This window comes from uncultured Pseudoteredinibacter sp., assembly GCF_947500695.1.
In the GTDB taxonomy this organism is placed as follows: Bacteria; Pseudomonadota; Gammaproteobacteria; order Pseudomonadales; family Cellvibrionaceae; genus Pseudoteredinibacter.
The window spans coordinates 58,722-83,692 of record NZ_CANMSS010000014.1 but is presented as its reverse complement, the minus strand read 5'-3'; the positions used below and the strand labels follow the sequence as shown (position 1 = coordinate 83,692).

The 24,971-nt window shown below is 47.7% G+C and carries 22 protein-coding genes; 13 read left to right on the top strand and 9 right to left on the bottom strand.

The window, feature by feature from the left end; all coding sequences use genetic code 11:
* Positions 1-122: 122 nt before the first annotated feature.
* From Q1A08_RS19750 to Q1A08_RS19740, 3 genes are read left to right on the top strand one after another with little or no spacing between them, the layout of a single operon-like run.
* Positions 123-845 carry a TetR/AcrR family transcriptional regulator gene (locus tag Q1A08_RS19750; RefSeq protein WP_299776126.1) on the top strand — a complete coding sequence of 241 codons (723 nt, stop codon included), beginning with the start codon at positions 123-125 and terminating at the stop codon, positions 843-845.
* A 32-nt stretch (positions 846-877) separates the two neighbouring features.
* A complete protein-coding gene (locus Q1A08_RS19745) occupies positions 878-2,017 on the top strand; it encodes an efflux RND transporter periplasmic adaptor subunit (RefSeq protein ID WP_299776125.1) in 1,140 nt (379 codons plus the stop codon).
* Positions 2,014-5,127: an efflux RND transporter permease subunit gene (locus Q1A08_RS19740; RefSeq protein WP_299776124.1), complete on the top strand. Its 3,114-nt coding sequence runs from the start codon at positions 2,014-2,016 to the stop codon at positions 5,125-5,127. Before Q1A08_RS19745 ends, Q1A08_RS19740 begins: the two co-directional genes overlap by 4 nt.
* Before the next feature lie 85 nt (positions 5,128-5,212).
* Here Q1A08_RS19740 and Q1A08_RS19735 read toward each other — a convergent pair whose 3' ends face one another.
* From Q1A08_RS19735 to Q1A08_RS19710, 6 genes are all read right to left on the bottom strand, one after another.
* Positions 5,213-5,569, bottom strand: a complete 357-nt coding sequence (locus Q1A08_RS19735) for a YbaN family protein (protein ID WP_299776123.1) — start codon at positions 5,567-5,569, stop codon at positions 5,213-5,215.
* Between the two features lie 357 nt (positions 5,570-5,926).
* Positions 5,927-6,121 (bottom strand): DUF2892 domain-containing protein, encoded by a 195-nt coding sequence (locus Q1A08_RS19730; RefSeq protein ID WP_299776122.1) that lies wholly within the window; start codon positions 6,119-6,121, stop codon positions 5,927-5,929.
* Positions 6,122-6,134: 13 nt separating this feature from the next.
* Positions 6,135-7,526: a hypothetical protein gene (locus tag Q1A08_RS19725; protein ID WP_299776121.1), complete on the bottom strand. Its 1,392-nt coding sequence runs from the start codon at positions 7,524-7,526 to the stop codon at positions 6,135-6,137.
* A 5-nt stretch (positions 7,527-7,531) separates the two neighbouring features.
* A complete protein-coding gene (locus tag Q1A08_RS19720) occupies positions 7,532-8,344 on the bottom strand; it encodes an outer membrane lipoprotein-sorting protein (RefSeq protein WP_299776120.1) in 813 nt (270 codons plus the stop codon).
* Positions 8,345-8,358: 14 nt separating this feature from the next.
* Positions 8,359-10,887 carry an MMPL family transporter gene (locus tag Q1A08_RS19715; protein ID WP_299776119.1) on the bottom strand — a complete coding sequence of 843 codons (2,529 nt, stop codon included), beginning with the start codon at positions 10,885-10,887 and terminating at the stop codon, positions 8,359-8,361.
* 189 nt (positions 10,888-11,076) lie between these two features.
* On the bottom strand, positions 11,077-12,441 hold the full coding sequence (locus Q1A08_RS19710) for an MATE family efflux transporter (protein WP_299776118.1): 1,365 nt from the start codon (positions 12,439-12,441) through the stop codon (positions 11,077-11,079).
* A gap of 200 nt (positions 12,442-12,641) precedes the next feature.
* On the opposite strand from Q1A08_RS19710, the gene Q1A08_RS19705 reads away from it, so the two are divergent.
* Positions 12,642-13,274: a thiopurine S-methyltransferase gene (locus Q1A08_RS19705; RefSeq protein ID WP_299776117.1), complete on the top strand. Its 633-nt coding sequence runs from the start codon at positions 12,642-12,644 to the stop codon at positions 13,272-13,274.
* Between the two features lie 181 nt (positions 13,275-13,455).
* A complete protein-coding gene (locus Q1A08_RS19700; protein ID WP_299776116.1) occupies positions 13,456-14,361 on the top strand; it encodes an alpha/beta hydrolase-fold protein in 906 nt (301 codons plus the stop codon).
* A 294-nt stretch (positions 14,362-14,655) separates the two neighbouring features.
* On the opposite strand, the gene Q1A08_RS19695 is transcribed toward Q1A08_RS19700, so the two are convergent.
* Positions 14,656-14,940: a hypothetical protein gene (locus Q1A08_RS19695; protein ID WP_299776115.1), complete on the bottom strand. Its 285-nt coding sequence runs from the start codon at positions 14,938-14,940 to the stop codon at positions 14,656-14,658.
* Positions 14,941-15,215: 275 nt separating this feature from the next.
* Between Q1A08_RS19695 and Q1A08_RS19690 the strand changes: the two genes are divergently transcribed.
* On the top strand, positions 15,216-16,136 hold the full coding sequence (locus tag Q1A08_RS19690; RefSeq protein ID WP_299776114.1) for a LysR family transcriptional regulator: 921 nt from the start codon (positions 15,216-15,218) through the stop codon (positions 16,134-16,136).
* A gap of 267 nt (positions 16,137-16,403) precedes the next feature.
* On the opposite strand, the gene Q1A08_RS19685 is transcribed toward Q1A08_RS19690, so the two are convergent.
* Entirely contained in the window at positions 16,404-17,090 is a 687-nt protein-coding gene (locus Q1A08_RS19685; RefSeq protein ID WP_299776113.1) for a pyridoxamine 5'-phosphate oxidase family protein, read from the bottom strand.
* 145 nt (positions 17,091-17,235) lie between these two features.
* Here Q1A08_RS19685 and Q1A08_RS19680 point away from each other — a divergent pair, with 145 nt between their 5' ends.
* From Q1A08_RS19680 to Q1A08_RS19655, 6 genes are all read left to right on the top strand, one after another.
* A complete protein-coding gene (locus tag Q1A08_RS19680) occupies positions 17,236-18,690 on the top strand; it encodes a PLP-dependent aminotransferase family protein (RefSeq protein WP_299776112.1) in 1,455 nt (484 codons plus the stop codon).
* A gap of 251 nt (positions 18,691-18,941) precedes the next feature.
* The gene (locus Q1A08_RS19675) at positions 18,942-20,249 is read left to right on the top strand and encodes an ATP-binding protein (RefSeq protein WP_299776111.1); all 1,308 of its coding nucleotides are present in this window, start codon (positions 18,942-18,944) and stop codon (positions 20,247-20,249) included.
* A gap of 16 nt (positions 20,250-20,265) precedes the next feature.
* Positions 20,266-20,805: a response regulator transcription factor gene (locus Q1A08_RS19670; RefSeq protein ID WP_299776110.1), complete on the top strand. Its 540-nt coding sequence runs from the start codon at positions 20,266-20,268 to the stop codon at positions 20,803-20,805.
* Between the two features lie 144 nt (positions 20,806-20,949).
* Complete coding sequence (locus Q1A08_RS19665; RefSeq protein ID WP_299776109.1) at positions 20,950-21,372, top strand: GFA family protein; 423 nt, start codon at positions 20,950-20,952, stop codon at positions 21,370-21,372.
* A gap of 134 nt (positions 21,373-21,506) precedes the next feature.
* Complete coding sequence (gene bla, locus Q1A08_RS19660) at positions 21,507-22,274, top strand: subclass B1 metallo-beta-lactamase (protein WP_299776108.1); 768 nt, start codon at positions 21,507-21,509, stop codon at positions 22,272-22,274.
* 47 nt (positions 22,275-22,321) lie between these two features.
* Entirely contained in the window at positions 22,322-23,017 is a 696-nt protein-coding gene (locus Q1A08_RS19655; RefSeq protein ID WP_299776107.1) for a hypothetical protein, read from the top strand.
* A 16-nt stretch (positions 23,018-23,033) separates the two neighbouring features.
* Here Q1A08_RS19655 and Q1A08_RS19650 read toward each other — a convergent pair whose 3' ends face one another.
* Positions 23,034-23,306, bottom strand: coding sequence for a TMEM165/GDT1 family protein (locus Q1A08_RS19650; protein ID WP_299776106.1), 273 nt, complete (start codon positions 23,304-23,306; stop codon positions 23,034-23,036).
* Positions 23,307-23,425: 119 nt separating this feature from the next.
* Between Q1A08_RS19650 and Q1A08_RS19645 the strand changes: the two genes are divergently transcribed.
* Entirely contained in the window at positions 23,426-24,703 is a 1,278-nt protein-coding gene (locus Q1A08_RS19645; RefSeq protein ID WP_299776105.1) for an aminotransferase class I/II-fold pyridoxal phosphate-dependent enzyme, read from the top strand.
* Positions 24,704-24,971: the final 268 nt, after the last annotated feature.

Genomic DNA, 24,971 nt, shown 5'->3' with positions numbered 1-24,971 from the left:
ACAATTCTTATTGCCCTAATAGCGGCAATTTTATTGACTCCAAGACCTAGCGGCGTAGAATGCGCACAGCATTCGAATGATGTTCGAATAGATTTCATATTAGCTAAATATGGTTGAAAATTATGCCACCAGCCCCAAAACACAGCCCCCAAGAGCAAGAGGATATGATCCTTTGTGCCGCTGCTAAGTGCGTGCAGCAAACCTCTCTGCTGGATTTCACCATGTCGGCCATTGCCAAGGAGGCCGGGGTTTCTATTGGCACTCTGTATAAGCATGTGCAAAGCAAAGAAGATGTCCTAGTGGCCTTAGGCACACGCATGTCCCGACGTTTACATGACACCTTTGCCCAAACCCTAAACCTAGATTTGAGCACGCCCGAAAAGATCATCGCCCTAGGTTTATTAGATCCGCACAAAACCCAATGCTACGACTTCGATAGCCATCTTGATGCCCTAGTAAATTGCGAAGCGATTTTGCGCCGAGCCTCACCGCGCTGGTTAGAGAATATGTCGCAAAGCATTGAAGCCTGCGGGGCACTGTTTGAAAAGCTGTGGCAAAGCGCCATCGATAGTGGCGAGCTGGATATCGAAACCAGCAATACCACTATCGCTGAGCTCAGTACAGCAACCTGGTCTATGCATGTGGGCTATTCACAAGTGGTACTGCGCCAACATAACCGCAGCGCCATTCAATTAGCTGAGCCGTTACCTTACCCGCTGCCAGCCGATGATCTGCTGATTAAAAATTTTACGCGCCTACTGAACAGTTATGACTGGCAACAAAAAGTTGATGATGCCGGCGTACAACGCGCATTGGCAGCGGTAAACGCCGCCGGACTACGTTAAGCAATTATTTTAATATTATTGGATTACACACCATGAATCTTCGCCGTTGGATAATCACTATCGTACTTTGCCTGCTGGTTTTTGCCGGCCTTGGCACAGTAAAGTTTTTACAGATAAAAGAAGCCATTGCGATTGGTAAATCGTTCCCTGAACCATCAGCCACCGTAAAAGCAGTTACCGTTGAAGCCGCCGAGTTTCGACAGCAGCTTACCGTTAGTGGCGAGCTTATTGCGCCGCAGCAGCTGGATTTGCGTACTGAATTAGGCGGTAAAATTAAAACCTTAAACTTGCCATCAGGCGGCCTTATTGAAGCCGGCCAGGTTTTGCTACAGCTGGATGTTAGCGAAGAAGAAGCTCGCCTACGTGCAGCCAATGCCAGTGCACGTTTAGCCAAGATCACTTTGGATCGTAATAAAAAGCTACGCAAACAAAACCGCGTTAGCGCCGAAGCGCTCGATCGCGCCGAGGCCGACTACCAAACCAGCTTGGCCGAAATTGCTGCACAAAAAGCGGTTATCAATAAGAAAACCATTATGGCGCCCTTTAAAGGCCATGTTGGTCTGCACACTTTAGAGGCCGGCCAGTACTTAAACCCAAATACGATGATCACTCGCTTGGTGGGTGTGAATAATTTTATTTGGGTCGATTTTTCTGTACCTCAGGATTTCCCTCGCTTAGATGTTAGCAGTGAGATCGAAGTACAGCTTAACCCTAGCCAATCTGTAATGGCCCAGCTGGTTGCCAGCGATGCCGAAGTTAATAGTAGTTCACGCCAGCTACGATATCGCGGCCGTATCGAGCAGCCGGAAAACACAAATCTCAACAGCAATAGCATTGTAGAGGTGAAGCTAAGTGCAGGTGCAATTGAAGCGGCTAGTTGGGTGCCGGATGTGAGCATCAGCCGCGATCAATTTGCCGATTATGTGTATCGCCTAAATCCAGATGCTGCGGGTGACTTTTATCGCGCTGAGCGCGTGCGCATTGAGCTAGGCCCGCGCCGTAACGAAGGTTTTATTATTCGCGATGGCATTGCCGAGGGTAGCCTAGTAGCCAGCATTGGCAGTTTCAAGCTGCGCCAAGGGCTAAAAGTATTTATTCAAACCAAACCAACGGTTACTGCAGAATCAAACACCGGTGCCAATGAGCAAGCTAATACTAAGGGGGCACAATGAGCAACTCACATGATCGCCCTAACTTAATGGACATCTTTGTTAGAAAGCCTGTCCTAGCCGTTGTGGTTTCTGCCATTTTACTGCTCGCCGGCATTCGCGCCGCGCAGGAAATATCTATACTGCAGTACCCGAAAATCGAAAGTGCTTCATTGGTGGTTAGCACAGTTTATACCGGCGCCGATGCCGAGACAGTACAGGGGTTTATTACCGATCCTATCGAGCGCGCTGTTGCTACCGTGCCCGGTATTGATTATGTCGATTCCAATACCGTTGCAGGTTCCAGTACCGTTACCGGCTGGCTTAAGCTCAATGAAGACAGCACTGCCGCATTGGCCGAGCTAAATGCGCGCTTAAGCCAAATTCGTTTTGAACTGCCTGCAGGCGCCGAAGATCCGGCCGTTTCTGTTAGCCGAGCCGATCGCGCCAATGCGGTATTTTATTTACCGGTATATGCCGAAGACTATAGCCGCTCTGAGCTTAACGATTATCTATCACGTCGGGTAAACCCCATCCTGTCTTCTATCGATGGAGTGCAGCGTATCGGTTTGGAAGGCGGTCGCGATCCAGCTATGCGAGTATGGTTAGACCCAAGCCGCTTAGCGGCCTATAAAATAGGCGCCAATGAAGTACTCACGGCACTGCGTGATAACAATATTATTGCCACCATTGGTGAAAGTGAGAATGCTCGTCATCGCATTAATCTATTAACCGACAGTACCTTAAAAACCGTTGCAGACTTTGAGCAACTAGTGGTACGCGATACGGGCGATGGTTTAATTTATTTGCAAGATATTGCCGATATTAAATTAGGCGAAGTCGAAGGCCAGGTAAGCGGCCGCTTTTTACAGCGCTCTACTATCTTTATTTCTATCTGGCCTTTGCCGGGCGCTAACGAAATTGAAATTGGTGATGAAGTTTATCGCCAGCTCGATAATATTCGCCCAACTTTGCCCGATGGCGTCACCATTGATATGGGTTACGATGGCACGCTCTATATGCGCGCGGCACTAAAAGAAATTTTCACCACCTTACTGGAAACCGTGTTTCTGGTGGGCATTGTGGTGATTGCTTTGATGGGCTCTTTCCGCACAGCCTTGGTGCCGCTCATTACCATTCCTATTTCTATTTTAGGCGCTGTGGCCGCTATGGCCATTATGGGCTTTACCTTAAACCTACTTACCGTGTTAGCGGTGGTGCTTTCGGTGGGCTTGGTGGTTGATGATGCTATTGTGGTGGTTGAAAACGTGGCGCGCCATATGCGCAACGGTATGAGCCGCACTCAAGCCGCTCTCACCAGCTCGCGCCAGTTGTTAGCACCCGTAACGGCGATGACCATTACGTTGGCGGCGGTATATGCACCTATTGGTTTTCTTTCGGGCTTAACCGGGGTTTTGTTTAAAGAGTTTGCTTTTACGTTAGCCATTGCAGTTTTAATTTCTGGTTTGGTGGCTGTAACGCTATCTCCCATTATGAGTGCTACGGTTTGCCCAGAAGGCGGTAAAGAAAGCCGCATGACGGTTTGGGTTAACCAGCAATTCGATAAAGCCCAGCACTGGTATCGCAACTTTTTAGGCCATGTATTTAACTGGCGTGGCCAGTTGGTATTTGCGGCCATCTTTATTGCGCTGCTAACGGTGCCCTTTTATATGTTCTCGCAAAAAGAGCTGGCACCAATTGAAGACAATAGCAGTATTAATACGATTATTACGGCACCACCAGAATCTTCCTTGGAGTACACCAATACCAATATGTATCAGGTGGTTGATACTCTGCTGACGACTGAATCTTCCCACGGTATGTGGCAGGTACTGCGTGCCAGTGGTGGCTTTGGCGGCTTGCTGTTAGGTGATGTGGATGAACGTAGCCGTAGCAATCAAGAGTTATTGCCTGAAGTTTTTGGTAAGTTAGGTGGTATTGCCGAGCTTAAGGTATTGCCTATTCTTTCAGCGTCTTTGCCTACCGCAGGTAACTTTGATGTCGAGCTGGTCGTTCAAGGTCCGGCCAGCTACGGTGAGATGCGCGGCTATGCCGAACAAATTATTGGCAAGGCTTATCAAAGCGGTAAGTTTATGTTTGCCGATACCGATCTATATATCGATTTACCCCAGGTACGTTTTATTTTAAAACGCGATCGCATTGCCGATTTGGGTATGAGTTTATCATCGGTAAGCGAGCAACTTAGTGTTTTGCTGTCATCTAATTTTAGTAACCGTTTTGATGGTAATGGTAAGGCATTCCGGGTGATTCCTATGCTGAAGGAATCGGCTCGCGGGAATCCGGAGAGCTTTTTGAACCTGCAGTTGCGCACTCCCAGCGGCGATATGATCCCTGTTTCCAGCATTGCCAGTTTGGAGAAGGTTACCGGTCCGCGTTTGTTGGGTAAATTTGATCAGCAAAAATCCTTCCGTATCTTTGGTGGTGTTTTGCCGGGCACGACTCGTGAGCAAGGCTTAAGCACTATTGAGGAAATCGCTCAGGAGGTATTGCCAGCTGGTTTTACTTTGGATTATGCCGGTGAGTCGCGCCAGTTACGTAAGGAAGGCAATACGCTGATGGGTGTGTTGATCATTGCGCTGATTGTGGTCTACTTTGTGCTCACTATTCAGTTTAATAATTTCCGTGATCCTTTGGTTATTTTGCTGGGCTCGGTTCCGTTGGCTTTGGCGGGCGCGATGTTGTTCCCGTTTTTGAGTTTAACTACGGTGAATATTTATTCGCAGATTGGTTTGGTCACGTTGATTGGTTTGATTGCTAAGAACGGTATTCTAATCGTGGAGTTTGCCAAGCAACTGCAAGAGGAAGGCTGGACCAAGATTGAGGCTGTTAAGGAAGCGGCCGCTACGCGTTTACGTCCTGTTTTGATGACGACGGCCGCTACGGTTTTGGGTCATTTCCCCTTGGTTTTGGTTACCGGCGCTGGTGCGGAAGCTCGTAATAGTATTGGTATCATTTTGGTTGCCGGTATGTTGATTGGTACGGTCTTCACGTTGGTAGTGCTACCGGTAATTTATCACTATTTGGGTAAGGATCTTTCTGGCCAGGTTGCGGCGGTGAATGACGAAGCCGCTACTGCTTTTGATACCAGCCCGAAGGAAAGCGTTACGGCTTAGAGCGCCGCCTTTAAGCAAGCTGTTTAGATTTGAGGCTCTGTCACTTTGCGGTGGCAGGGCCTTTTTTGTTTCTGGCTGTTGGTTTTTATTTGGCGGTCGGGCGGCTGATGATGAAGCTGGCGGAGCCTAGTAGGATTAGGCTGAGTACGATCAGTAGGTTGGTGCTGGTGCCTTTGAAGAATAGTATGCACCAGCTGGCGCTGATAAAGAGTACGGCCATGATTTTGGCTTGTAGGGGGATGGAGCCTTCGCGGTACCAGAGTCTTAGGCCGGGGCCGAATTTGGGGTGGCGTAGTAGCCACCATTTGAAGCGTCGTGATCCTTTGCTGCCGGCCCAGAGGGCGAGTAGTAGGAAGGGTGTTGTGGGTAATACGGGTAGGAAGATACCCACTACGCCTAGGCCTACGCAGAGATAGGCTAGGGCCATGTAAACAAGCCGCATGCCTATTTATCCAAGAACCTATGATGGTTTAATGCTAGGTCAATTTTTGGAATTATTAAAGTGTTGTGCTTGTTTCTTTAGGTTATTTTTAGCTATCAGGCTAACTGATCTTCCTTTAGCCCAAAGATGTTAAAGCCTGACCGCTTTTAGGCCTTACGATCCCTAATCTGGAACGCGCTCAAGCCATCCGGGGCGCTCAGGTCGTGACGTCCGTGTCACTCTACGGTTCCTGATGAGGAATCGTAAGGCCTAAAATCTACTTTGGCTGTTTGAACGAAACCCTTAATTCGAGCTTTTCTTTGCACTCGCAAGTTATCTTTGTATTTCCGGCTCCTGACAAAGAGCTGTCTAAGAGGCTTAAAGCTCGTCTTTTAGACCTAACTTTCTCAAGATATCAGCCATTAAGCACCAGTTTGTGAAGCCGGATTGGAATAGGTTGGCACCGACGAAGAAGGTGAAAGCGTAGAACCATGGGTTTATGTAATGACCTAGCGCTAGGCTGATCATGATGAAGCTACCGGCGATGATGTGGAGCATTCGGTTGACGGTCATTGTGATTCCTTTTTTAGAAGCTGTAGCGAATGCGGAAGTAAATGTTGCTTGATGGTTTGAATTGGCCCCACTGTTGTTGTGAGTCTCCATTAAATTCGTTGGCACCTAGGGTGAAGTTCCACTGGTCACTGTGGCGGTAGTTGATTTTGGGTTTTAGGTAAAAATCGTTTTCGTCGGGTGAGTAAAAAGCAAACAGTGACCAAGTTAGCTTTTGCTGCATAGCTAGGTAGTTGAGCCTTAAGGTTAGGTTGTGGTGCCAGCGATTGGGTAGGCTGCCGTTGTGTAATGAATTTTGCTTGGCCGCTTGGTGATCTAGGTTGAGTTCGCTGAACCATTGCATGCCGGCGGTGAAGTTGGCGATGATTTCTCGCTCGAAGCCGATTAGGGTTTTGATTTGGCTATTGGGTATAAAGGGCTTGTTGCCGTCTTTGTCGTCTCGTGATTGCCAGTAGGAGAATTCGGCATTGGCGATGCCACCTGCAAGTGGGCTGCGTATGCTGGCGCCGTAGGCATTTAGGCCGGCGAAGTATTGTTGGCCGGTTTCTGGGTTGAAGCTGTTGGGTTGGGTGTATAGGCCGCGATAAAGATAGGCGGCGTATTCTATGCCTTGATGGGTTTTGGATAATCTTGCCGCAAGCTGGCCATTGCTGACTGTGCGTTTGGGCCGCGCTACTTGAAGGCGCTCGGCGGTGGGCTCGGGGTACGCAGGATGGGCATAGGCGAAGCGTTCGCCACGGATGTATATACCCGAGTGGAATTCTGGTGTCCAAACGATATCGGCGTTGAAGCTATCGCTGTAGTAACTGAATTTGGCGCTGGCCGAGGAGGCTTTTAGGTATTCGTCGTCTCGACCTGAGAACATGGATTGCCAGTTTTTGGGGAAGAAGTCGTTTAGAAAAACAAAGTCGCCCGTTCCCCAGGTGAGTACCTGCTGCCCTATTCGGCTGCTGATGTTTTCTGTGATGGGCGAGTCGATATAAAGCTCGCGCCATTTTATTTGTAGGTTGTTATCGTCCACATCGTCGTAAAGTATTTCCACTTTGCTGCTTAAATAATGTTCGCCAAGATAGCCAGAGGCCGATATTTGATTGCGCCACTCATTTAAGCTGTTGCCATCTGGGCTTGGGCTTGGACTTGCACTGCGAAACACACCTAGGCCGAATTCGCTAAAGCCTCGCCATTCGATGGCTGAGCTTTCTTCTTCGCCCCATGGCTCATCGACCCAGCTGTCTTCGCCCCGGCCATCGCTAGCCCAATCATCTTCTAAGGAATCTTGGTTCTTTGAGTCGATCTCTTTTTTTGGTGTAGCGCTCGACTGAGCAAATGCTGCTATGCTCTGCGTGACGACAAGCAGTGCCAGCAATGCGGCTAGAGTCTTCGACTTTCTTTTGCTTACTATGCCCATTGTACTTAGCGGCCTTTTAGCCATTTTTTAGGTGGCATGCGTAGTGAGCGTTCGCTAAAAATGTTTTGTGGCAAGCCTACGTCGTACTCGATGCCACGCATTTGGTTGATGGTAAAGCTACCATCGCGCAAGTTTTCAGCTTTCATTTCAGTAACGGTGGGCAGGCCTTGAACCATGGCGGTTTTACGCACGGAAAGGCGGCGGTACATTTCGTTTCCTCCATCAAAATACTCGGCCTTAATGGGCAGCATGGTTTGCTTATCAATACTGACTTGATAGTAGGCGAACTCTACGCTGGTGCTGTCTTTAGGTGTTGCTTTCAGCAGCCATTGTTTTTCGTCTTGGGCGATTAGCTGGTAGTTATCGGCATTGATGTCACGGCCGGAGATATCTTCGTAAAAGAAAGTAGAACCCACAAAGCTTGTTCGCTTATCACCGGCTGCAATGCGTTTTAGCAGATCCAAACCGGGTAGGTATAACCAACGATCGTCATCTTTACCGGGGTGCTTTTCAACCAGAAAGCTGGTTTTGGCTACATCACTCGGACGCGAGAAAACCAAAAGAAATTGTTGATCGCCGCCCTTTTCTACATTGCGGCGCAAAATAGTGAATTGGCGCATTTGTTTGCGACCTTGTTTATCGACAATCAACATTCGTGCCTGGGCGCGGCCATCATTACCCGCGTATACCGTGGCAAGATTCGATTGGTGAACGATATCTTTTACGCTAAGTTCTGAGGCACTGCTTTGCGCTGATGCGTTGATGCCTACCAGTGCACAGAGTGTTATCAGTATTAGTGTTGTGAAAATATTTTTCATTGAATACGCTCCTATCAAGCACTTTGCTCGGATGATTTAAATAGGATTTTTCTAGCGAAGGAGATCACACTCGGCAGCAGTAATAAGCTACTGATGCAGGAGATCGCCATAATGGAGGCCAAAAATAAGCCTACGGTTTGATATGGCACGAGTGGCGCTAGCAACAAGGGAGTGAAACCTAATGCAATTACGATGGCATTGCGACTGATTGCCCGGCCAGGCTCTTCAAACATTGCTTGCAGCGTTTCTTGCCAATTACCATGCTCTTTCATTAAGGCACGACAACGCTCGATAAAGTGAATCGCGAAATCGATACTCATGCCTAAGGTAAGAGCCGATAACACAGCAACCGGCATATCGTAGTTTTTGCCTGTAAAACCAATTAAGCCGTAAATCAAACTGATGGTTAAGGTCAGCGGTAACATGGCGATTAAGCCCCAGATGACCGAGCGAAAAAGGAACATCATCATCAGTGCAACGATTACAAAGGAGGACAATAAACTTTGCAACATGCCACTCACCATGGCGTCTTGCCAGGCCACATTGATGTAGGTTAAACCACTCCAGTTAACCTCAAGGCCTTTAGGTGGCGGATTATCGACAAACCACTTATCCATCGACTCCAGCACTGCACTCATATCTTGGTTGTCACCCGATTTTAGCTGTAGCCAAATGAGTGAAGAGCGGTAATCAGGTGTGACAAAATGCCAGATGTCCCCAGGGCGATGAGAACCTTGGAAGGTCAAAATCGCTTGGGCTGCGGCTTCTGCCGTTTCCGGCAAACGATAATGTTCAACTTGGCCACCATGCAGTTCCCGATTTACCGTTTTTAGTAAATCGACAAGGCCATTGGTTTTGCCCACATAGCCATTGGCCATTAAAACGGCCTGCACTCCTTCTAAGTAATTGAGATACTCACTTTGCAAGAACAAGCGTTGTTCTTCGCCAGCATTATCCAAAGCCAGCGATAACTCATCCCACCAAAGCAGTTCTTCATCGCTGGCGGCCATTTGTTTATCAAATAACGCTGTAGCCAAGTCTTCACCAGCGAGTTGTAGATCTGCGAATTCAGTTTGAATTTTCTCTGGCGAGCGCGCCAGAATTTCCCGTAGTTTGCTACCATTTTCTACGTCGCTAGTCGGCGCACTAAAACTGAGATACGCCTCGTAAGTACCTGCAAAGTGGCTATTTAAAACCCGATCGGCATTGCGGATAGGATGCTCTGGCTCAAACCAATTCATCGGGTTGTCGTTAATATTAATTTTGCTGATGCCTAAACCGGATAAGAGCAAACCTCCCATAGCAACGAGCACAATCAATAAACGGAATGAGCTTGTAAAACTAGGCAGTAAGCGTAAAAACCTCGCCAATAAACTATTGGGCTTTTCATCGCTGTGAACCCGTTTGGCCATGCTTGCTAAAGTCTGATCCGATAGGCTAGACATATAGGCTGGCACCAAGGTTATGCTCAACAAAAATGCAACGCCGATACCAATGGCCACAAAACTACCAAACACTCTTACCGGTGGGATGTCCGCGGTATTCAGTGATGCAAAACCCACCATAGAGGTTACCGAGGTAAACAGCATCGGCTGAAAAAGATTATTGACCACTTTTGCTGCCAAGGCTTTTTTATCCATGCCCGGGCGGTAGTGATCATTAAATTCCGATAGGATATGCACCGAATCCACCACGGCAATCGGCATTAAAAAGATCGGTATCATCGATGACATGATATGCACCGGAAAGCCCATACCAATCATCGCGCCCATGGTAATAATCACCGTCGCCATGGCGACAATCATAGGTGCAGTTACCAAGGGAACTGAGCGGAAAAAAAACAGCATCAGAATAAAGATCAGTAGGCCAGCCGCTGGCGCCGATACCGCCATCTGCTTAAACATTTCTACACCAAAGGTGTCTTCAGCGACTGGCAAACCGGTAATGTGAAATTGTTCATCGCCGGCTGGCAATTGCTCGATGGCCGCAAGCAGCTCTTGGTAAATTCGGTAGCTTTGATCCTTGGCGACAATGGGAATATAAATCGCGGCGGCTTTTTGATCGGCGGACACCAAGGTGTTGTTGAGTAGCGGTAAACGTTCTACCCATTGAGCGATAAGCTGGGCCGCCTCATCATCTACAGGCGCAGTTCGCATCATCCAATTAAATGCAATTTCGCCATTTTTACCTTGAGTGATGTTATCGCTTTCAGCCAAGCTCATTAGATCATCATCAACCACCCCTTCCATGGCCAATGCAGCAGCACTCAACTGAGAAAGCTTCCATAAGCTACGCGCATTGTAGATGCCTTGATCGTGCCGCTCATTCACAATTCCAAGCACCACCATATCGGACAGCCCAAAGCGGTGTTTTATCTCTTCATGCAGCACTCGCACTGGATGCTCATGGGGCAACATGTTTTCAGGATCGGTATCCACCGAGATACGCGGAAACATAGCCAAGGACAAAAGACATAAAAGGCCCGTCAGCCAAAAGATGCGCTTAGGGTGATCTAGCGACCACTCCATTAACCGGTGTTTCATAGCCATACCAAAATAATGAAAAATTAATTTAGTATTTACTAATATAACATATTTGTAAAGACCGAAACGACCGGTCGGCAAGTAAAGAAGAGAAAACCATGCAGGAGAACCCAAAGACCGATGATGTCACGGTCTTTAAGCTAAATTGCAGAAGCTATAAACAGAACAACAGGAGGATATAAGCAGCGGCTAACTGTTAGGGCAAAGGGCCTCGGCGCTCTTTTCGATATGGCTGCGCAGCCAAATATAGCCGATCAGGCCTACAGCCACATTGGTTACCGCCGTGGCGATAAACAAGCCTTTTAGCCCCCAAAACTCCATGGCCAACCAGGCGATCGGTAGATATAAACCTATTACCCGCAAGCTGGAAATCACTAGGCCCGGCATTGGCTTACCTATGCCATTAAAGGCAGCATTAATGTACATCACCATGCCGTAGCAGCCATAGCTTATAGGCACTAGCAGCAGGTAATCTTTGGCCACGGCGATCACCTCAGGTGAATCACTGAATAGGCTGGCCAGCCATTCGCCACCCAGGGCTAATAAGACCGCTACCGCCAAGCCCATCGCTAAGCAAAAGCGCATGGCCACACTTTGTGCCTCACGCACACGATCAATTGCCGAGGCCGAAAGGTTTTGACCAAAGAACGGCCCCATCACTGCAGATAACGCATAAAAGCAAATCAGTACCATGGGCTCTACACGCAGCGCGACTCCCAAGCCAGCAACCGCAGCCTCGCCATGACTGGCCACCATGGCAACTACGATAGCGCTGGCCAGCGGGATAATCACATTGGTGCCCATGGCCGGAATCGCCACATGAAAGACCTGTCGCCAAGAAGCTAACAACTCATTTAATTTGGCGAAGGGGTTAGTTAAAACCTGCAATCGCACAATTAAAATATGCGCCACCGCCAGCATCACACCAATACGAACGATAAAGCTAGCCCAAGCCGCGCCGGCTAACTCCAATCGTGGAAAGCCCCACAAACCAAAAATCAACAAGGGGTCTAATAGGCCATTGGCAATAGCTGAGATTCCCATGACCACGCCTTGCAATTTGCTTAGCCCCATAGCGCGCAATCCGGCCATGGCAGCCATTGGCATAATGACCATGGGGATACCTAAAAACCAAATATCCATATATTCGCGAATCAGCGGCATCAGCTTTTCGGAGGCGCCAAGGGCATAAAAAATGGGCTCCATAAACCACCATCCCAATACTCCGAAAATCACCGACATCAGTAGAGCAATGGTTAATACATCGGTTAATAAACGCTTTGCCATCGCTTGATCACCTGCGCCGATCGCACGGGCAACACAGGACGAGGTTCCCGCGCCTAGGCCTATCGCCAAGCTGGTGTAAACCATAACGACTGGGAAGGTAAAGCTCATCGCCGCAAGGGCATCTTCACCCAACTGCCCGACAAAAAATGTATCGACAGCATTGAAGGACATCATCGCCAATAAGCCGATCACCATAGGCGCTGCCATATCTCGCAAGGTTTTTGCGACCGAGCCCTGGGTTAAGGTTGCCTGCATTGCCGATGACATAAATATACCTATACAAATTTAAGCCGCGCATTATAGCACTGCTACCGAGTCGAAAGCTGAAGCCTTTGCAATTCCATACCTGATTTCTAACGGTTCATCTGATACATTGCCGCCCTGCAGGAATTAGCGCATGAAATCGATAAATAGTTGGTATCGAGCATTAAGAGGTCGCGCTTAATGGTCTTTATAGAGAAGGTATTATGGAAAAAGAATTCTGGCTGCAGCGCTGGCAAGAACAGCAAATTGGCTTTCATGAAGGGCGCTTTAACAATAGCTTGCTTGAACATTGGCCAACACTTAATGCCCGCGCAGGTGATACGGTTTTTGTCCCGTTGTGTGGTAAAAGCCTCGATATGGTCTTTTTAGCTGAGCAAGGCCTACAGGTGATTGGGGTAGAACTTAGCCAAATTGCCGTGGAAGAATTCTTTCAAGAGCAGGGACTAGAACCTCATGTTGAGCAAGCCGGCGCTTTGCAAAAATACCAAGCGGCAAACTACACCCTGTATTGCGGCGACCTTTTTGCCCTCAATACGGAACAATTGAGCACCTGCCGCTGGATATACGATAGAGCCTCTATGATCGCCCTGCCCTTGGATATGCGCCGCCAGTATTGCGAGTTTCTGGCCAATTCACTGCCGAGACCCAGCCAAAGCTTGCTGATTACTTTGGAATACGATCAAAGCTTAAAGTCAGGCCCGCCATTTAGTATCAGCCCAGCTATGCTCGATGAATTGATCTCAGGATCTGCAGAAATTGAGCCCCTAGGGCAGATCCCTGAAGAAGTGAAAGGAATTGTCGCCCTAGAGCACAGTTTTTTACTACGCTTTAAATAAGCACCCGTTTTACCCAAAGCCCGCACTGCCCTACAATGGATGAACGGCGTCGTTAGAGCGCCAAGCCACACATTTGGGGCTATACAAAAATAGTGCTTTTCGGCGAGACACGACTGTCGCCTAAAACGGCACAATGGGTACCAAGACGGTGCTCAATATAATTAAGGGATTAGGGTGAAAAATGTTGTTAACAACAAGACGGGGCTATACAGGCTTCCTGCTTGCTTTATTGGTGTTGTATAGCATCAATGCAAGCGCCATAAACAGATCAACGCATGCTGGCTTTGAAATACCAGATTCCGAGGTCTTACAAATTCAATCGAAGCAACTAGGACGCAGCTACGATATTTATATCAAGCTTCCGCCTAGCTATTTTGATAAAGGCAATCAGCTGCGCAAATACCCCGTGGTCTATCTCAATGATGGGCTCTATTCTTTTCAGCTCGCCTCCGGCATTACCCATGCAGCGATGATCAATCGCGCAATGGAACACCACATTTTGGTGGGCATCTCTTATTCACCGGGCGATCGCCCTTTTGAAAGCCGGCGACGAGACTTCACCCCCAAAACCGAAGACAATCCCAACGGTGAAGCCGAGCAATATCTTAGCTTTTTAAAACAAGAGCTGTTTCCATTAGTCGAGAACCGCTACCGCATAAACAGTTTGCGTCGCGCTTACGCGGGTTACTCTTTAGGTGGCATTTTTGGGCTGTACACTCTCTTCGAGCACAGTGACAGTTTTCGTTATTATTTAATCTCCAGCCCTTCTATTTGGTTTTCTAATCGCTGGGCACTCAAGAAAGAACTGGCCGTGGCTAAAGAAACCATGGATATCAATGCGGAGCTGTTTATGGGGGTTGGCGCTTTTGAACGGCCTGCGGGCAGTAATGACGATTACAATAAACCCACCCCGATCAATATGGTGAAAGATTTCGGGCTACTCTACGATCAATTGGAACAGCGCAACTACCCTTCTTTGCGCTTGAATAAACAAATTGTCGAACAGGCCCACCATGAGCTAACTTATCCTACGGTTTTAACTCAGGGCTTGTATTGGTTACTACCAGGAGAGAAATATCAAAAGTAAATGTTTAAGGCACTTCTGAATAATGCAGGTTTTGCTCAGCGGAGCCCTTCGGGGCTTCACGTCAATCTCGTACTCTTCGTTGCTCCTTTTCGACAAGCGACCAGCCTGCCTTCAAAGAAGCGCCTCGATTACGAGATTGACGTGAAGCCTGAGCTAATCTGCACTATTCAGAAGTGCCTTAACAGTTGGCAGGGCGTCGCAATAACCCTGTAAACCATATACTTTGAATTACAAAACGTCAGGCAAAAAAAAGGGGCTACACCACGAGCCCCCATTCAAAGAAATATGAAGAAATTACTTCTCTTTGCAGAATTCTACGTTCTTGTTCTTTTTACGAATTTTGCAGAAAACAGTTTTCTTTTCAGTATCTGAAGTGTGAACTTTCAGATAAACACGCGCAAAACCACCAGTAGTGCTAATCTGCTTAAAGCGAACTTTGTCAGCAGCAACTTCAAACTGCTGTGCAGCAGTTTCTTCGGCTAGTTTGATGTACTCTTGTTTCTTACCGGCACTGGCAACTGGAACTAAAGCCAACTGTGCGGCTGCGATAAATGCAGCAGCTTTAACAAAACGGTTCATGATATTCTCCTCAAAAATAAGCATGGCCATGCTAATGCTTAGGGGAGGCTGCAACAATGACAGAAACGGCAAATATGCTTTGCATTTTTGCACAGTTAATAATGGATAAGCTGCGTAAAGATACGATAAGTAATAGGAAAATCACTAAACCGTTTCGATGAGGCTGGGTAAACTGGGTGAAAGCCGAGACAAAAAGCCGAGTAAAAAAAGCACACAATGGCTGCTTTTTCGGCTAAAAATGCCAATAAAATATGCTTGCCGCCTAAGGAACCAGCATGAAAAACATTGACTGGAACGATCTTAATTATTTTTTAGCCACGGTGCAAAGTGGCTCCATGGCCGCAGCAGCCAAACTACTAAAAGTCAATCACACTACGGTTTCACGTCGTATCTCTGCCTTAGAGCAGCAGCTAGCCGCGCCACTTTTTGAGCGAACAGCGACAGGTTTAAGTATCACGCCACTTGGGGAAAGCATGATTCCCTATGCGGAAAATATGCGCGAATCTGTTAACGCTATGGATCGTTTGGTCACGGCAGATAAGCAAGAGCTTGCTGGAACCATTAAGGTTACTGCTATAGATATGTTTGGCCGCCGGGTGTTGGCGCCGGTGCTAAAGGAGTTTTTGGATTTGCACCCCCATATCGATTTAGAATTAATTTTACAGGATGAAAATTTAGATCTCGGTGCACGCGAGGCAGATTTGGCTTTCCGTGCGACGGATAATCCTGCTCCGGATTTGGTGGGTAAGCGACTCGGTCGTTTTGCGATGACGGTCTACTGCACTGAGGATGTGTGGCAGCAGTATCAGCAAGAGCCACAATCTATTTGTGCGATCGATTGGACAGAAAATGGGCCGAATACGCCAGACTGGGTTGAGGAATATATGCCGGGGCTAAAAGTCAGGCATTACTGCTCTACTATTAATGGTATCTATGAGTTAGCTAGAGCTGGCTGCGGTATGGCGCGCTTACCCTGTGGTCTTGGTGATACGACTCCGGAGTTGATTCGTGTTCCTGGTATTCCGCTTTATCAGGGTATGGGGCTTTGGGTTTTAAGTCATATTGATTTGCGCAATACGGCACGCATTAAGGCCTTGCGTGATTTTGTGGTTGATCGTTTGGAAAAAGAGTTGCCGTTGATGGAAGGTCAATGCGAGAAACATTGGCAAACGTTGGAGAGGCATCGGGAGTTGTAAGTTTTAGTGCGGGCTTAGCACTTACTCGGTTTTGAGCTAGCCGCTTTAACTACAACCCCTCCACCTTTTCTTGTTGTTCGGAATTTTCGCAACGTAGATTTTAGCCCAGATGATCGCTGATCAGGAACCGTGGAGCGGCATGGACGCCGCTCTACGGTTCCTGATCAGAGGGGAATAGAGAGCAAAGCTGCAGCTTGCATACTAGAAAGCCTTTAAAGGCGTCTTTAAAAAACCTCACTTCTGCTTAGGAGGGTTAAGCTACACCCACTACAAACCCCAACGCTCCCCCCAAGCTTCACTATAATCACTCATCTCACCCACACTGTATTGGTCTTCAACAGCGGCCGTTACTTTTTGGCGTAGTTGTAATTCGCCTGTCCACACCGGCCAATCCAAGTCACCCTCATCCTCTATCGGGCCACCACTGCGTATTTTTACCGAGGCTTCTTCAATATCAATCGCTAGCACGGTAGTCGCCGCTAATTCACTTGTTGTAGGTGGTCGCAGATGCGGCCAGCGGCCGGGGGCGATTAGCTCCATAAAGACCTCAAGCGCTTGTTCTACTTCTTGTTTATCTTCCACCACATAGCAAGATCCCATCACCATCGCGCTGCGGTAATTGCTGCTGTGATGAAAAGCCGATTTGGCCATTACCATGCCATCCAATAAGGTGGCGGTGATGCAAATTGATTGCTCGCCGCAAAGTGCTTTAATCATGCGGCTACCGTTGCTGCCGTGAATAAATAAACGATTTTCCCAGCGCCATACCAGCATCGGAATTACAAAGCTCTGCTCATCCTGCACGAAGCCTACGTGGGCCACCATGGCTTCATCGAAGATGTTATACAAAGCCTGGCGATCAAAAACTGCTCTTTTGGGTGAGCGTCTTAGTCGGGTTTTTGGGCTTTGGCTTAAAGGTTCTAGGGTTTGTTCGTTGTTAATGTTCTCAGACATGCTGACTCCTTATCAGGCTATCTCTCTAACTACGTCTTATAGCGGCTAATTAATGAGATAAAGCTTAGCCAGCAATTGGCCCCTTGTTGAGATCCAATTTTTATAATTTAATGGAGCCAATTTAATTGATGAATTAGGAACCAACATGGCTATTCCCAGCTGCCTGCAAGAAATACGACAGCTTAGTTTCGATAAGTCACTCAAGCAGAGCTTAAGCCAGCAGCTGTATATGGGCCTGCGCCAGTTGATGCTAAATGGCCAATTGCCCGCTAGGTGCCAGCTCCCTTCTAGTCGCAATCTTGCCGAGCAGCTGAATTTGGGGCGCAATACGGTGATGGCGGCTTATGAGCAATTACAAGCTGAGGGCTACATCAGTAGCAAACGCGGTGCGGGGAGCTTTGTTGCCAGCCCTCTGCCCGACCAGCTGCACAGTGCCAAGGCTTCAATTCTGGAAAGTTCTCCGGCAACAAAAACCGTACAACACAACAGTCAAAGCTCTGATGATATTAATCAGAGCTTTTGTGTGGGGGTGCCAGATCTTAGCGCCTTCCCTCATAAGATTTGGCAGCGCATAGCACAGCAGTTAGGCAAGCACAGTCAAGACTATATGGGCTATGGGGACGAGGCTGGCTTTTGGCCATTAAGAAGGGCCATCGCTCTATATTTGCAGCAATCACGGGCCGCGAATTGTAGGCCAGAGCAAGTCATGATTACTGCGGGGGCACAGCAGGCTCTCGATCTTTGTATGCGTTTATTGCTATCCACTGACGATGTTTTGGCGATGGAAAGCCCCGGTTATCGGGGTGTTATGCGAGCCTTGCGGCTGACGGGTAATGATCATATTCCCTGCCCTGTCGATCAGCATGGTTTGAACCCCGAAGTCATTTTTAAAGCGAAGCAAAAACCCAAGCTGATTTATTGCAGCCCGGCCAATCAATACCCCATGGGCGAGGTGTTGTCTCTCGAGCGGAAAATGGCTCTGCTGAATTGGGCCGCCGGGAATGATAGCTGGATAATCGAAGACGACTACGACAGTGAATATCACTATCAGCATCGCCCATTGGCTTGTATGCAAGGCTTGGATCAGCATCAGCGGGTGATCTATATGGGTTCATTTAGTAAAACACTCTACCCAGGCATGCGGCTTGGTTATCTGGTTCTACCAGAGCCACTCGTTAAGACTTTTAGTCAAGCGCGCTTTGCTAGCTATGGCCAACCGCCGTTGTTTAGCCAGGCCCAGGTGGCCTGTTTTATGGAGGAAGGGCATTTTAATCGTCACTTACGTCGCATGCGTATTGCCTACAAAGAAAAGCTCTTGGCACTCCAGGATGCTATGCGGAGCCTGCAGCCTTGGGGGCGGACGCTAGAACGGCAGGCGGGAATGCATATCGTATTTATTGCCAAGCAAGGTGTTGAAGATCGGCGCTTGGTCAGCGAATTAGAAAAACGGAAACTCTATACCAGCGCCCTTAGCGAGTATTGTCACGGTGGAGAAGGTCTTAATGGCTTGGTGTTGGGTTTTGCCAATACGCCGGCGGATAAGATGCACCGTAAAGTTCAGCTCATTAGGAGTGCGCTTGCAGAACTCTATCCCCTTTAAAGCCTACCTTGATCAAGCTCAATTCTGACCAAGCTCTGGAATTTTTATTGTGCGACATCATGTCACATTGTTTCTTTTGGGCTCTGGAGCTAAATTGCTAGTGGTAAGCAGTAGGCAAACGAGCTGCTCTGTCTTACTCTATCTACTCATAGCTTAAAAGGTGGCTCCCAGCACCGCTTGCAGTGTTGAAACACAAGGTGCAAGTTTAAGGGCGCCACCGGTTTTTCGCCAACGAGTTTATTAGTACCAATATGATTCAAGATCACTCCTTCAGCCTGGCTGCCCCGACCAATAATTTACGTCGCTTAATGGTGATTCGCGGCTTACTTATCTGCGCACTGTCTATTGCATTAGTCAGCAGTTATTTCGCCTTGGATCTAGTATTGCCCTATAGCGTACTTGGCTTAATTCTAACGGGCATTACAGCCATTAATCTGCTCACCTGGTTGCGCTTGCAAAAGCCTTGGCCTGTAACCGAATTAGAGTTTTTCTCCCAGCTTTTACTCGATACTTTGTGCATCAGTTTATTACTGTATTTTTCCGGCGGGGCCAATAACCCCTTTGTCTCTTATTATTTGGTGCCGCTATGTATTGCGGCGGCCACCTTAAGCTGGAACTATGCCGCTATACTCACGGCTATGAGTGTTGCCGCTTATACGGCATTACTGATTTACCACATTCCCATTGAAGAACTTTCGCCAATGAGCCAACACCATGAACTTACCATGGTGCACGAAGACCATAATAATCACGGTAGTTCACAGTGGAATATGCACACCCTGGGGATGTGGATTAACTTTATGGTGAGCGCGCTGCTGATTAGCTATTTTGTGGTGCAAATGGCGCGCAATATTCGCGGCCAAGACCAAGCACTGACGAGACTTCGTGAAGAAGAGATGCTCAACCAACAGCTTATGGCCGTTGCAACACTGGCAGCAGGTACCGCACATGAGTTGGGCACGCCCTTATCTACCATTAAAACGCTGCTCAGCGAAATGCGTGACGATCACCCAGACAACCCAGAGCTGCAAGCCGATATAGAACTGCTGCAATCACAAGTTAGCCAATGTAATAGTACCTTAAAAAACCTAATCAACCGCGCCGAACAAAGCCAAGCAGGCACTCAGAGCCAGCAAGATTTGCATGCTTATTGCGACGATATTATTGAGCAGTGGTTGATTATGCGCCCGGAAGTTGAAGCCGACATACAGCTGGGTAAAGATTGCCCAGAAAAACACATCAGCTTTGATGCAACTATTGGGCAGTCCATGTTAAACCTGCTGAACAACGCCGCCGATGCCTGCCCGACGGGTATTGCGGTCACAATGGCGTGGAGCAATAAAGAGTTTATGCTAACCATCGATGACAATGGCCCAGGCATTCCCATCGAAATCGCCGAGCAACTTGGTAAGCCCTTTGTGAGTACCAAGGGTAAGGGCTTTGGCCTAGGATTGTTTTTAAGTCATGCAAGCATTAGCCGACACGGCGGCGAAATCAAGCTGTATAATCGCGATGGCAAGGGCACCCATACCGAACTGCGACTGCCGCTGAGCGAATAAAGACCGAGGAACGTTCATGAGTGATGAAACCGAAAAGCTATTGCTAGTGGACGATGATGAGGTCTTTTTACAGGTTTTACATAGAGCCTTTAAAAAGCGAGAGTTTGATGTTTACACAGCTTGCACCATTGCAGATGCACTAGCGCTGTGCCAAGCTCACCATTTTTCCAAAGCCGTTGTCGATTTAAAGTTGGCCGAAGAGTCCGGCTTGCAACTCATTGAAAAACTAAAACAGCAACAACAAGATTTAAAAATCGTGATGCTGACTGGTTACTCCAGCATCAGTACTGCGGTTGAAGCCATCAAACTCGGCGCACAAAACTATCTATGCAAACCAGCCGATGCCGACGACATTCTTAATGCCTTTGAACAAGGCCAAGGTAATGCCGATGTAGAAATTAGCACCCAGCCCCCATCGGTAAACCGCCTAGAGTGGGAGCATATCCAGCGAGTACTGAGCGAACACGACGGTAATATCTCCGCCACCGCCCGCGCACTGGGAATGCACCGCCGTACTTTGCAGCGTAAATTGCAAAAGAGGCCGGTAAAGCAATAGCGCTAAAAGCCATAGAATACCTAAGATAAATAGCCGGGCTGAGAGAATTTACAAGCGTATCGATATTTACTAACTTTTACTAATGCACTGACTTGATAAGCCCCTTATAATCATTGCTCCTTTCATAATAAGAAGTGAAAAACTATGCGTGGAGCCTGCCGTTGCGGCCAAGTTAACTACCAAGTTAAAAGCCAACCTCTATATTCTGGTTATTGCCACTGTCATGCCTGTCAAAAGCGCAATAGCGCGCCTTGCGTCAGTTTATTTTTGATCCAGAAAAGTCAGATCGACATAAATGGCAACACAGCCACTTACCACAGCAAAGGTGGCTCTGGGAAAGATCTTATCGAACATCGCTGTGACAGCTGCGGTGACGCCCTATATTCTGACATTACGGTTTTGGACGGTGTCATTGTATTCCTAGCATCCACCCTCGATAACCCAGCCGATTTCAAACCTGAAGGCCATCTTTGGGTGAGCAGTCGTGATCCACGTTTCGACATCAACGATGATCTAGAACAGCAAGCTGGACCACCTATGCAAATGATGCCTTACCTTGCCAAATAAATGAATTTTGCTGGAACTTTCCAAGTGGATTTGGCTCGATTAAAGCAAGTAGACAAAAGCAAATAGAGAAGTCCATTGATATAACATCAAATGGATGATTAAGGATAGGTAGATAGGAAAAGGTAAACAGCAATATGGCAAAATTTATTCTTGTTAGCCTATGCATGGCAATGCTCAGTGCTGTTACTGTAAACAGTCATGCGGCCAAGGCTCACTCTGAAAACATTGAAACTGATGTCGTCTTTACCCAGCTATCTAGAAATGTCTGGATGCATACCAGCTACAAGAGTTTTGATAAATGGGGAACAATTCCCGCCAATGGCTTAATCGTTCTTGATGAGGAAAACTCTACCTTAATCGACACAGCGTGGAATAATGCGCAAACCAAAACTATATTGGAGTGGGCAAAAACAAACCTTAAGCGCCCTATCACCCGCGCCGTGTTTACTCACGCCCACTCCGATAAAATGGGCGGCGTCGAAACCGTAAGAAGCTACGGTATAAAAACTTGGGCAAATCCCCACTCTAACGATCTTGCTCCGAGCAATAAGTTAATGCCTGCTGAGTTTGATCTTAGTTTTGACAGCAATAATAGGAGCAGTGACATTAGCCCCTTAATCACGTTTAAACCCGGCGCAGGCCACACTCTCGACAATATTGTGGTCTATCTACCCGATGAAAAGATACTCTACGGCGGCTGCTTAATTCGCCCAGGCAATGCCAAGAGTATGGGAAACACTCAAGATGGCGATGTAAATAGCTGGGACCGTTCAGTCAAAAATATTATCCAAAGCTTCCCAGTAATAGATTCTGTAATTCCAACCCACGGCGCCCCAGGTAGTAAAGAGTTACTTGAGCATACTATCAAGCTTGTTGAAAAACACCGGGGCTCACTCAACTAATAAGCCCTACACGATTAAGTTAAGCCCGAAAATTGAAAAGGTTAAATTTGAGAACGATTACACTACTGAGCACAGCCCTTTTACTTGCCTGCAGTTATTCTGTTGCCAATGACGCCGCTAAGGTATGGATAGAAGGTGATAGAGCTTTTTATCATGCTGAAATAAGTGCTGAAAACAACAAACAGCTGTTCGACCTTGCTAAGACCTACCCTAACAAGCTTAAGACTCTGGAAATAAAAAGCGGCGGCGGGGATATTCACCAGGGCATGGATCTAGGTGAGTATGTATTCAAAAACAAGCTAAATGTAGCCGTAAACTCTTATTGTTTCTCCTCATGTGCTAATTATGTTTTTACTGCCGGTAATAATAAAAGCCTGCCTTATCTAAAAGCCTTAGGCTTTCACGGCGGAGCAAGCATCCCTGGCTCAGAACCCGATCTCAGCCAAGTACCTCAAGAATTTCGTGAGCAAGCCCAAAAACAACTTAAGCAGTATATGGAAAAGGCCAACAATAGAGAGGCGGCCTTCTATGACGACATTGGAGTACAGCAAAGAATCAATTCAGTGGGGCATTTAGCTCAATTCGAAAAGCAAAAGCAGGACTTTGAGTTCTGGTATTACTCTCTAGAAGATTTGCGTTCTTTAGGTGTTAGAAAGGTAAGCTTAAAGCCACTAGGTAAGCGGCTGCCCAAAGATAAGCAGCCTAAGATGCTTCAGATAGAGCTTAGCGACATCACACCTTAGATAAAGCTAAAGCAGGCTAAGCGCGCCACAAGGTCCAAGCACCAATAATTACAAAACCCGCGCCTGCGACTGTATTTAACCAACGTTCATTCACATACTGCGAAATATACTGGCCAAACAAAACCCCTAGGCCAGCGCAAGTTACCAGCGCCAAGGAAGCCCCTAAAAACACGGTCCACTTGCTTACATCTTTATCCGCCGAATAAAGCAAAGCAGCGATCTGAGACTTATCTCCAAACTCAGCTAAGAAGATGGTTATAAATACGGTGGCTAGAACTTTAATATCCACTTTGGTCTACCTTACTGATAGTTATCAAGGTCTAATCTCGGGCTTTGCGTTATAATGCCCTGCCTTTTTAAGGCATAGCACTGAATCAATAGCAAAGCATTTAATTTAAGGAGCCTTCCGTGGATCTTAATCAAGCCAGCCAAGAACAACTGCAACAGTGGCAAGCCCAACTGCAGCAGGACTTTGAGAACTTTAAAGCCCAGGGCTTACAGCTGGATATTACCCGCGGCAAGCCTTCTAGTGCACAGCTAGACTTATCCAACCACTTAGATGGCATTTTAGAAGGTGATTATACCAGCAGTAATGGTACCGATGTGCGCAACTATGGTGGCCTCGATGGCATTGCTGAAATGAAGGCGCTAGGTGCTGAGATTCTATCGGTACCCCAGGACATGATTTTAGTGGGTGGCAACTCCAGCCTAACCCTGATGTTTCAAGCCATGCTGCAAGCCTATAGTTTTGGTTATGCTGGCCCAGACAGTGCCTGGCAGAAGCAGGATAAAGTTAAGTTTATCTGCCCAGTTCCTGGCTATGATCGCCATTTCACCATCTGTGAGCATTTCGGCATTGAGATGCTCGCTGTAACCATGGATGAGAACGGTCCGGATATGGATCAGGTAGAAGCCATGGTAACAGCCGATCCGAGCATCAAAGGTATGTGGTGCGTACCAAAGTACTCGAACCCAACAGGCACGGTATACAGCAGCAAGACCATTGAACGTATCGCTAAGCTAGGCAACATTGCTGGTGAAGGCTTCCGGGTATTCTGGGATAACGCCTATGTCCTGCATGATCTAAATGCCGACGCTGCTGCGCTGCCTGCTATCGCTGATTTCTGTAAGCAACACGGCACTGAAGATTCTGTGCTGCAATTTGCTTCCACTTCTAAGGTTAGCTTTGCTGGTGCCGGTGTGGCTTTTATGGCAGCAAGCCCTGCTAACCTAGCTGCATTTAAGGCTACTCTTTCGGTTGCAAGCATTGGGCCTGATAAGGTGAACCAGTTGCGCCACGCTAAGCTTTTCCCAGATATGGCGAGCCTGAAAGCGCATATGGTGAAGCATGCCGACTTGCTGCGCCCACGCTTTGAGGTCGTATTAAGTCGTTTAGAGGAAGCCTTTGGTGATAACGATTTAGGTCAGTGGCAATCGGCCGCTGGTGGTTATTTTGTTTCTTTCGACACTCGCCCTGGTCTTGCCAAGCGCGTGGTTGAACTGGCCGCTGAGGCCGGTGTTAAACTCACTCCAGCCGGCGCCACCTACCCTTATGGCAATGATCCGCAGAACAGTAATATCCGTATTGCTCCGAGCGTGCCTAAGGTAGATGAAGTTGATTTGGCTATGCAGGTGTTTGTGTGTGCGGTTAAGCTGGCTTCTGTTGAGCAGGCACTAGAGGCGTAACACTCCTGACACGTTTCCGGCGAGCACATGCTGTGCTTGCCAACCCTTTATAAGACCCCTTTCCATTCAGTGAAAACCAACCGCTTTTAGGCCCTATGTAAGCTGCCAAGGAACGCGCTCAAGCCATCCGGGGCGCTCGGGTCGCGACGTCCATGTCGCTTTACGGTTCCAAGTCAGCTCACATAGGGCCTAAAAGCTACATCGGAGTAGTTCCCAAAGAAACGTACTGCGATAAACCCCTCTGTTCAAAAATATACTCGAATGCAGA

What these genes read in the sequence shown, in the direction of transcription:
- Q1A08_RS19670 (WP_299776110.1), top strand. Translation starts at nt 20,266, where the DNA reads ATGAGTGATGAAACCGAAAAGCTATTGCTAGTGGACGATGATGAGGTC.
- Q1A08_RS19720 (WP_299776120.1), bottom strand. Translation starts at nt 8,344, where the DNA reads ATGAAAAATATTTTCACAACACTAATACTGATAACACTCTGTGCACTG.
- Q1A08_RS19685 (WP_299776113.1), bottom strand. Translation starts at nt 17,090, where the DNA reads ATGTCTGAGAACATTAACAACGAACAAACCCTAGAACCTTTAAGCCAA.
- Q1A08_RS19665 (WP_299776109.1), top strand. Translation starts at nt 20,950, where the DNA reads ATGCGTGGAGCCTGCCGTTGCGGCCAAGTTAACTACCAAGTTAAAAGC.
- Q1A08_RS19675 (WP_299776111.1), top strand. Translation starts at nt 18,942, where the DNA reads ATGATTCAAGATCACTCCTTCAGCCTGGCTGCCCCGACCAATAATTTA.
- Q1A08_RS19690 (WP_299776114.1), top strand. Translation starts at nt 15,216, where the DNA reads ATGAAAAACATTGACTGGAACGATCTTAATTATTTTTTAGCCACGGTG.
- Q1A08_RS19730 (WP_299776122.1), bottom strand. Translation starts at nt 6,121, where the DNA reads ATGACCGTCAACCGAATGCTCCACATCATCGCCGGTAGCTTCATCATG.
- Q1A08_RS19700 (WP_299776116.1), top strand. Translation starts at nt 13,456, where the DNA reads ATGTTGTTAACAACAAGACGGGGCTATACAGGCTTCCTGCTTGCTTTA.
- bla (WP_299776108.1), top strand. Translation starts at nt 21,507, where the DNA reads ATGGCAAAATTTATTCTTGTTAGCCTATGCATGGCAATGCTCAGTGCT.
- Q1A08_RS19680 (WP_299776112.1), top strand. Translation starts at nt 17,236, where the DNA reads ATGGCTATTCCCAGCTGCCTGCAAGAAATACGACAGCTTAGTTTCGAT.
- Q1A08_RS19705 (WP_299776117.1), top strand. Translation starts at nt 12,642, where the DNA reads ATGGAAAAAGAATTCTGGCTGCAGCGCTGGCAAGAACAGCAAATTGGC.
- Q1A08_RS19745 (WP_299776125.1), top strand. Translation starts at nt 878, where the DNA reads ATGAATCTTCGCCGTTGGATAATCACTATCGTACTTTGCCTGCTGGTT.
- Q1A08_RS19710 (WP_299776118.1), bottom strand. Translation starts at nt 12,441, where the DNA reads ATGTCATCGGCAATGCAGGCAACCTTAACCCAGGGCTCGGTCGCAAAA.
- Q1A08_RS19715 (WP_299776119.1), bottom strand. Translation starts at nt 10,887, where the DNA reads ATGAAACACCGGTTAATGGAGTGGTCGCTAGATCACCCTAAGCGCATC.
- Q1A08_RS19740 (WP_299776124.1), top strand. Translation starts at nt 2,014, where the DNA reads ATGAGCAACTCACATGATCGCCCTAACTTAATGGACATCTTTGTTAGA.
- Q1A08_RS19750 (WP_299776126.1), top strand. Translation starts at nt 123, where the DNA reads ATGCCACCAGCCCCAAAACACAGCCCCCAAGAGCAAGAGGATATGATC.
- Q1A08_RS19735 (WP_299776123.1), bottom strand. Translation starts at nt 5,569, where the DNA reads ATGCGGCTTGTTTACATGGCCCTAGCCTATCTCTGCGTAGGCCTAGGC.
- Q1A08_RS19695 (WP_299776115.1), bottom strand. Translation starts at nt 14,940, where the DNA reads ATGAACCGTTTTGTTAAAGCTGCTGCATTTATCGCAGCCGCACAGTTG.
- Q1A08_RS19725 (WP_299776121.1), bottom strand. Translation starts at nt 7,526, where the DNA reads ATGGGCATAGTAAGCAAAAGAAAGTCGAAGACTCTAGCCGCATTGCTG.